Origin of the sequence: Nguyenibacter vanlangensis (assembly GCF_013376155.1) — a bacterium.
GTDB classification, from domain to species: domain Bacteria; phylum Pseudomonadota; class Alphaproteobacteria; order Acetobacterales; family Acetobacteraceae; genus Gluconacetobacter; species Gluconacetobacter vanlangensis.
Genome location: NZ_JABXXP010000220.1, coordinates 1 through 4552, shown reverse-complemented (window position 1 = coordinate 4552; position 4552 = coordinate 1). Strand labels below are relative to the sequence as shown.

Here is a 4552-nt window from a genome sequence, read left to right as displayed (position 1 = left end):
GGCCTGCTGGTCGACGCCGCGCGCGCCCATGGCGCGACCGTGATCGTGCGCGGCCTGCGCGGGGTCGCCGATTTCGATTACGAGGTCCAGATGTTCGGCATGAACCGCCAACTGGCCCCGGACATCGAGACGATGTTCCTGATGGCCGGCGAAGGCAGCCAATATATCTCCTCGCGGCTGGTGAAGGAGGTCGCCCGGCTGGGCGGCGACATCACCGGCTTCGTCCCCCCGTTCACCCGGCGGCGAATCCTCGCGCGCCTGGGCGGATGACGCGGGGCGCGCCCCGGTGCGCCGCCCACGATGTCTAGATGTTTATTTCAGCACTGGAACACGAATCATGACCGATACCGCAACCGATACCGCACCGGCGGACCTGATCGCCCTGGAACTGAAGACCGGCCGCGTGGTCATCCAGCTTCGGCCCGACCTGGCGCCGCTGGCGGCCGAGCGGATCCGCACGCTGGCGGCCGAGGGCTTCTACGACAACACGCCCTTCCACCGCGTCATCCACGGCTTCATGGCGCAGGGCGGCGATCCGACCGGCACCGGCACCAGCGGCAGCCACCTGCCGGACCTCAAGGCCGAGTTCACCCGCGCCGCGAAGTTCGAGCGCGGCACCGTCGGCATGGCCCGCACCATGAACCCCGACAGCGCCAACAGCCAGTTCTTCATCATGTTCGAACCCTCGCCGCACCTCGACGGCCAGTACACCATCGTCGGCCAAGTGATCGAAGGCATGGAACATATCGACCAGATCAAGCGCGGCGCGGGCCAGAGCGGCACGGTCCAGGACCCGGACCGCATCGTCAGCATGCGCCCGGTCGCCGCCTGACTCTCCACCCGCCGCGCGAATGCCGCCGGCATTCGCGAGGGTTGACTTGACCGGCCGCAGAAGCTACCCGAGGCCGCACCGCAGCGCGGCCTCGGTGAGCCGGTAGCTCAGTCGGTAGAGCATTCGACTTTTAATCGAATGGTCGTGGGTTCGAGTCCCACCCGGCTCACCACAGAGCCTCAGCCCGCGCGCTTCAGCGCATCGCGCAACGCATCGTTCAACCGGCTCCGCCATCCGGGACCCGTGCCGCGCCAGCCATCCAGCACATCCTGGTCCAGGCGGAGGGAAACCAGCCGCTCGGCTGCGGCCGAACGTTCACGGCTTGATGCGCAAGCCGGACCAATAGATGGCATTCGCCGGAACCGAAGGCGCAGGAACCCGGGCGGAAGCCGCTCCGAAGGTGCCGAGGGGCAGCGCCCCCCGCACCTGCGCCCGCCAGCGACGCCATAACGACCTGGCCGGACCGGCAATCGGCTGGTCCGCGCCGTTTCCAATGGCTCTAGCTCTTTGTTTTAACGAGCATCTTTATCCGACCGGATGAGTCCATCCGGTCGGATGATGCTCTAAATCCGGCTACGAGATCAGTTTGTGAGAAATCATCCCCCTTGAACAGGAGGGGGAGATTGCGAATCTTGGCGAGGGCGTAGCTGGCGCAATCGCCGAAATTCAGCCCGGCGGGATGCCGCCCCTTGCCGAAGCGGAGGAACGCCTCGCGAGCCAGAGCGGCCTGGTCTGCCGAAAAAGGTACGATCTCCACCCCGGCGGCTTCGACCAGTTGATCAAGCCCCGTCCAGGCGTCCAGGGATGGGCTGCGTCCGGCCAGGACCATGCTGGTTTCCAACAGGCTGACGCTGGAGAGCAGGCAGCGATCCGTGGCGACGATCCGGGTCAGAAACTCGTCCGCATCCGGTTCGCCCCGCAGGATGGCGACCAGCACCGACGTATCGAGCACGATCACGCGGGCAGGCCGTTATCGTCGTATAGATCCTCATCCGTCAGCGGGGCGATTCCCTGAAGCCGCGCGGCGCTGGCCCGGCTGATGGCCTGCAGGCGGGAGAGCAGGGCCGTCTTGTCCTGCTCTGGCTGGCGGCGGCGGACTCCATGAGGAATGAATTCGACCCCGGCCTGTTCGAGAGCTTGGCGGATGGTGTCGCTCGCGGGCGGCGCTACGCGGGCTGCGGCGAGGGGCGATTCCAGACGGCGGATGGTGACAACCGAGACGCGGGCGCGCCTGGCCAGTTCCTCCTGGGGGAGATGCAGCAGGGCCCGGGCCGCCCGGATCTGATCAGAGGTCACGCTCATGATCGTTATATATCATGAGGATCGTTATCGATCAATGACCGGACATGGAACAGGTCTCTCCCACTCCGGAGCCAGGACCATCGGATTCCTCCAAGCGGCTGTCCTACCCTGATAATGCCCTTTATCAGGAAGGGCTGGTCGACCAGCAAGGCGCTGCTGGGCGAATGGCGGGAGCGCTGGGCTTTGCTGGCGAATGAGCGGCTGACGGAGATCGGCCTGGATGTGCGGATCGATCACCGGTCGTTTGCCGAGCAAGGGATCGGCAGCGGTTCAACCACAATCCATCGGCTGGGCAGGACTATGAATTGGCCTGCGTCACTGCGCCGCACGATCTCGACGTTCACGGAGCGGCAGACCCTGGCCAGCCCTTTCTGGAACTTTTCCCCCCTATTCCTCGTAGGTCGTCACGGAAAATTCCGCCAGCCCGGCCGGCCCGAAGGACGTGCTCAACGCAACGTCGGTCGCATCCCGGCCCCGCGCCATGACGATCCGCCCGATCCGCGGCCGGTTGTGCCGCGCGTCGAACGTGTACCACTGGCCGTCCAGCCAGACCTCGAACCAGGCCGAGAAATCCATCGGGTCGGGCACCGGCGGCACGCCGATATCACCCAGATAGCCCGTGCAATAGCGCGCCGGAATGTTCATGCAGCGGCACAGCGCCACCGCCAGGTGGGCGAAGTCGCGGCACACCCCCACCCGCTCGCGATAGGCTTCATGGGCCGAACGCGTGGGCCGCGCCTGGCCGTAATCGAAGCGGATATGGTCGTGGACGAAGGCGGTGATCGCCTGCACCCTGCTCCAACCCGGCGCCAGGTGGCCGAACAGCGACCACGCGATGGGCGACAGCAGGTCGGTCTCGCAATACCGGCTGCCCAGCAGAAAGACCAGGCAATCGGACGGCAAATCCTGCACCGGCACCTCGCGCGCCGTCGGCATCTGCCGGTCCGGCAGGCCGCTATCGGCAATCACGAAGGACATGCTGGTCCGGAACAGCCCCGCCGGGGCCAGCACCCGCGTGCAGCGATTGCCGAACCCGTCCAGATAGCGCTGGCTGGGTACCGGCGGGTCGAAACACGGGATCTGCGGCGTCATCAGATCGGGCTCGCGGTCCGGATGGACCTCCAGCATCAGCACGATCGGCGTCGGAGACGACAGCAGCAGCGCGATGTCATAACCGGCTCGGATCAGCATGCCGTCCCTCTCCCCGACGCCGCGCGCGCCGCGACCGACGTGGCCCGACCACTGTGATCCGACCAGGCCGCACCGTCAATGCGACCCGGTCAAACGCACCCCGTCAATGCGCCCTCAATGCGGCGTGGTGGCGTGCGCCCGCTTGTAGATCACGTTCGGCAACTGCCTGGCCAGGATCAGTTCCACCGCCCGCGCCGACAGGCCGGTCTGCTCGGCGAACCAGTCCAGGTCGGACGGCGTGAACAGCGCCCGGACCATCTCCTCGGTGGCGGGCCCGGCCTCGTGGTCGGTACGCCAGCGCATGACGATATCGCCATACCCCGCCGCCGCCGCCCGGTCGGCAAAGCCGTACAGCCCATGCTCGCGGCGCACCCGGTCCAGATATTCGTTCAGCGCGCTGATCAGTCCGGAATGGTCATAGCGCGCGCCGGTCAGGAAATCCCCCAGCGCCGACGCCGATTTGGCCAGAGACATCGTTCCCCTCCTTGCATGAGGTCTTGCGGAACATATCATCCAGCGCGCCGGACCGCCGATCGTTTCCCTCTCCCGCAACTGTGACACAATGTCCATGCCGCGCCCCTGCCGCGAAGCCCCTGCCGCGAACGAAAAACCGGGGCCCCTTGGGGGCCCCGGTTTCCCGCGGATGAGACGACACAGAGGAATGGCCTTGCGGCCATCTTCTGCATAACATCCATGCTTCGCACGGAGCAATCAGCCTCACGACAATGTGCGATGACTCGCACGCGCGTTGCGAAATTCCCCGTCCAGTTCGGAATACATAAAAAAGGGGCGGCCCTCACGGCCACCCCTCTCCACTATGCGGACGGTGTCGGAACCGGGCATCGGAACGGAGCACCCGGATCGCCCGCAATCGAAAATTCCCGCGATCAGAAATTATCGTCGCCGCCGCCCCAATCGCCGCCTCCGAAATCGCCGCCGGCATCGAACCCCGGATCGACGTCGGTGCCGGTCCCGCCGAACGGATCGGCCGACGGCGCGGTGCCGTAATTATTGTTGATGATGGTCTCGCCGGGCATGCCGCCCCCGAACCCGCCGCCAAGCCCGCCATCATGATGGCCGCTGAACAGGTCGGTCAGCGCATTGCCCACCATCATGCCGCCGGCGACCCCGGCCGCCGTCGTCAGCGCCGAGCCCAGGAAGCCGCTGCCGCGCGCGGGAAACATCCCGGGCTGCATGCCTTGCGGATAGACCGGCTGCGGCGGCGGG

The 4552-nt window shown here is 66.5% G+C and carries 8 protein-coding genes, 1 tRNA gene and 1 pseudogene; 4 read left to right on the top strand and 6 right to left on the bottom strand.

Annotated elements, in window-relative coordinates:
- The 3 genes from HUK84_RS11095 to HUK84_RS11085 form a co-directional block, all read left to right on the top strand.
- A partial coding sequence (locus HUK84_RS11095; protein WP_374729316.1) for a pantetheine-phosphate adenylyltransferase occupies positions 1–270 on the top strand: 270 nt, incomplete at its 5' end.
- A gap of 67 nt (positions 271–337) precedes the next feature.
- Positions 338–832 (top strand): peptidylprolyl isomerase, encoded by a 495-nt coding sequence (locus tag HUK84_RS11090; RefSeq protein ID WP_176640352.1) that lies wholly within the window; start codon positions 338–340, stop codon positions 830–832.
- Positions 833–928: 96 nt separating this feature from the next.
- Positions 929–1004, top strand: a tRNA-Lys gene (locus HUK84_RS11085).
- A gap of 7 nt (positions 1005–1011) precedes the next feature.
- Here HUK84_RS11085 and HUK84_RS11080 read toward each other — a convergent pair.
- From HUK84_RS11080 to HUK84_RS11070, 3 genes are all read right to left on the bottom strand, one after another.
- Positions 1012–1185, bottom strand: a complete 174-nt coding sequence (locus tag HUK84_RS11080; protein WP_176640351.1) for a BrnA antitoxin family protein — start codon at positions 1183–1185, stop codon at positions 1012–1014.
- Between the two features lie 146 nt (positions 1186–1331).
- Positions 1332–1784 carry a type II toxin-antitoxin system VapC family toxin gene (locus tag HUK84_RS11075; RefSeq protein ID WP_317135280.1) on the bottom strand — a complete coding sequence of 151 codons (453 nt, stop codon included), beginning with the start codon at positions 1782–1784 and terminating at the stop codon, positions 1332–1334.
- 2 nt (positions 1785–1786) lie between these two features.
- Positions 1787–2134: a helix-turn-helix domain-containing protein gene (locus tag HUK84_RS11070; protein WP_176640350.1), complete on the bottom strand. Its 348-nt coding sequence runs from the start codon at positions 2132–2134 to the stop codon at positions 1787–1789.
- Positions 2135–2248: 114 nt separating this feature from the next.
- On the opposite strand from HUK84_RS11070, the pseudogene HUK84_RS11065 reads away from it, so the two are divergent.
- A pseudogene (locus HUK84_RS11065) lies at positions 2249–2398 on the top strand (MobA/MobL family protein); the annotation flags it as partial.
- A 123-nt stretch (positions 2399–2521) separates the two neighbouring features.
- Here HUK84_RS11065 and HUK84_RS11060 read toward each other — a convergent pair.
- The 3 genes from HUK84_RS11060 to HUK84_RS11050 all read right to left on the bottom strand — a co-directional run.
- Positions 2522–3325, bottom strand: a complete 804-nt coding sequence (locus HUK84_RS11060) for a transglutaminase-like domain-containing protein (protein ID WP_176640349.1) — start codon at positions 3323–3325, stop codon at positions 2522–2524.
- Between the two features lie 114 nt (positions 3326–3439).
- Positions 3440–3799, bottom strand: a complete 360-nt coding sequence (locus HUK84_RS11055) for a YidB family protein (RefSeq protein ID WP_176640348.1) — start codon at positions 3797–3799, stop codon at positions 3440–3442.
- Between the two features lie 413 nt (positions 3800–4212).
- Positions 4213–4552, bottom strand: a 340-nt coding sequence (locus HUK84_RS11050) for a DUF2076 domain-containing protein (RefSeq protein WP_176640347.1), incomplete at its 5' end; no start/stop codon positions are given.